This window comes from Allobosea sp. CER48, assembly GCF_044752385.1.
In the GTDB taxonomy this organism is placed as follows: Bacteria; Pseudomonadota; Alphaproteobacteria; order Rhizobiales; family Beijerinckiaceae; genus Allobosea.
In genome coordinates, this window is sequence record NZ_JBIWYK010000499.1 from 1 (window position 1) to 2,115 (window position 2,115).

2 protein-coding genes are annotated in these 2,115 nt (G+C 63.0%); both read right to left on the reverse strand.

What is annotated here, in order from left to right; genetic code table 11:
• Positions 1–54: 54 nt before the first annotated feature.
• On the reverse strand, positions 55–1,464 hold the full coding sequence (gene glnA / locus ACIPIA_RS14820) for a type I glutamate--ammonia ligase (protein WP_400510653.1): 1,410 nt from the start codon (positions 1,462–1,464) through the stop codon (positions 55–57).
• Between the two features lie 102 nt (positions 1,465–1,566).
• Positions 1,567–1,905 (reverse strand): P-II family nitrogen regulator, encoded by a 339-nt coding sequence (locus ACIPIA_RS14825; protein WP_400510654.1) that lies wholly within the window; start codon positions 1,903–1,905, stop codon positions 1,567–1,569.
• Positions 1,906–2,115 lie beyond the last annotated feature (210 nt).

Here is a 2,115-nt window from a genome sequence, read left to right on the forward strand (position 1 = left end):
ACCACGGTCGGGAGGAAGCGCGCGGCCGGTTTCCGGAGAAGCCGGCCGAAATCCTCAGTAGGAGTAGTACATCGCGAACTCGACCGGGTGCGGCGTCATCTCGAAGCGCGCCACATCCTGCATCTTGAGCTCGATGTAGCTCTCGATGAAGTCGTCGTTGAAGACGCCGCCGGCCTTGAGGTAGGCGTTGTCCTTCTTGAGCGCTTCCAGCGCCTCGCGCAGCGAGCCGCAGACGGTCGGGATCTTCTTCAGCTCGCGCGGCGGCAGGTCGTAGAGATCCTTGTCCATCGCCGGGCCGGGGTCGATCTTGTTCACGATGCCGTCGAGGCCGGCCATCAGCATGGCTGCGAAGGCGAGGTAGGGGTTCGCCATCGGATCGGGGAAGCGGACCTCCACGCGCTTGGCCTTCGGCGAGGTCGTCCACGGAATACGGCAGGAGGCGGAGCGGTTGCGGGCCGAGTAGGCCAGCAGGACCGGAGCCTCATAGCCCGGGACGAGGCGCTTGTAGGAGTTGGTCGAGGGATTGGTGAAGGCGTTGAGCGACTTGGCGTGCTTGATGATGCCGCCGATGTACCACAGGCACTCCTGCGACAGGTCGGCATACTTGTTGCCCGCGAAGACCGGCTTGCCATTCTTCCAGATCGACTGGTGCACGTGCATGCCCGAGCCGTTGTCGCCATAGATCGGCTTCGGCATGAAGGTCGCGGTCTTGCCGTAGCTCTGGGCCACGTTGTGGATCGCGTACTTGTAGACCTGCATCAGGTCGGCCGTGTGCACGAGCGTGTCGAACTTCATGCCGAGCTCGTGCTGGGCCGAGGCGACCTCGTGGTGGTGCTTCTCGACCACCACGCCCATGGACTGCATCGCCGCGAGCATCTCGCCGCGCATGTCCTGGGCGGAATCCTGCGGCGGAACCGGGAAGTAGCCGCCCTTGGTGGCGACGCGGTGGCCGAGGTTGCCGCCTTCGTAGTCGGCGTAGCCGTTGATCGGCAGCTCGACGTTATCGAGCTTGAAGCCGGTGTGATACGGGTCGGCAGCGATCTTGACGTCGTCGAACACGAAGAACTCGGCCTCGGGGCCGACATAGACGGTGTCGCCGATGCCGGTCGACTTCAGATACGCCTCGGCCTTCTTGGCGATGCCGCGCGGATCGCGGCCATAGGGCTCGCCGGTGGCCGGCTCGAGCACGTCGCAGTTGATGACCATGGTCGCGGCCGAGAAGAACGGGTCCATCGTCGCGGTCGTCGGATCCGGCATCAGCAGCATGTCGGACTCGTTGATGGCCTTCCAGCCGGCGATCGAGGATCCGTCGAACATCGTGCCTTCGGCGAAGATGTCCTCGTCGATCATGCCGACGTCAAACGTCACATGCTGCCACTTGCCGCGCGGGTCGGTGAAGCGGAAGTCGACATACTTGACGTCGTTCTCCTTGATCGCCTTGAGGACATCCTTGGCGCTTTTCATTTCAGCAATTCCTCTTGCCAGCAGTTTGTCAAACTCGTGGGTCGTCGCTGGCCTGGGGCCAGCCGACGGCCTTTGATTCCGTGTTGTCGGGGGAGAGAGACCTCAGATCGCGTCCGCGCCGGTCTCGCCGGTCCGGATGCGGATCGCCCCCTCGACGCTCGATACAAAAATCTTGCCATCCCCGATCCGGCCCGTCTGGGCGGCCTTGACGATGGCTTCGATGGCGCGATCCACCATGTCGTCGGCGAGGATGATCTCGATCTTCACCTTGGGAAGGAAGTCGACGACATATTCGGCGCCGCGGTAGAGCTCGGTGTGGCCCTTCTGGCGGCCGAAGCCCTTGGCTTCGAGGACCGTGATACCCTGAAGGCCGACCTCCTGAAGCGCCTCTTTCACCTCGTCCAGCTTGAAGGGCTTGATGATCGCTTCGATCTTCTTCATGCGCCGACCGACCTCCACTGCGCTTCGAATGCCCCCGGCCAGGGCCGGGATGAAACTACGAAAACCCGATGGCACGGGCCGAAAGGCCCCCGGCGCCGAGTGATCGCAACCGCTGTTCTGCTCATAGCATTGGCGCGAACGCCCCGCCATGCGGCAGGGGTCGCTAAGTCGCCTTACGATGAGGCAAAAAACAGCACAAAAATTCATCAT

What these genes read in the sequence shown, in the direction of transcription:
- ACIPIA_RS14825 (WP_400510654.1), bottom strand. Translation starts at nt 1,905, where the DNA reads ATGAAGAAGATCGAAGCGATCATCAAGCCCTTCAAGCTGGACGAGGTG.
- glnA (WP_400510653.1), bottom strand. Translation starts at nt 1,464, where the DNA reads ATGAAAAGCGCCAAGGATGTCCTCAAGGCGATCAAGGAGAACGACGTC.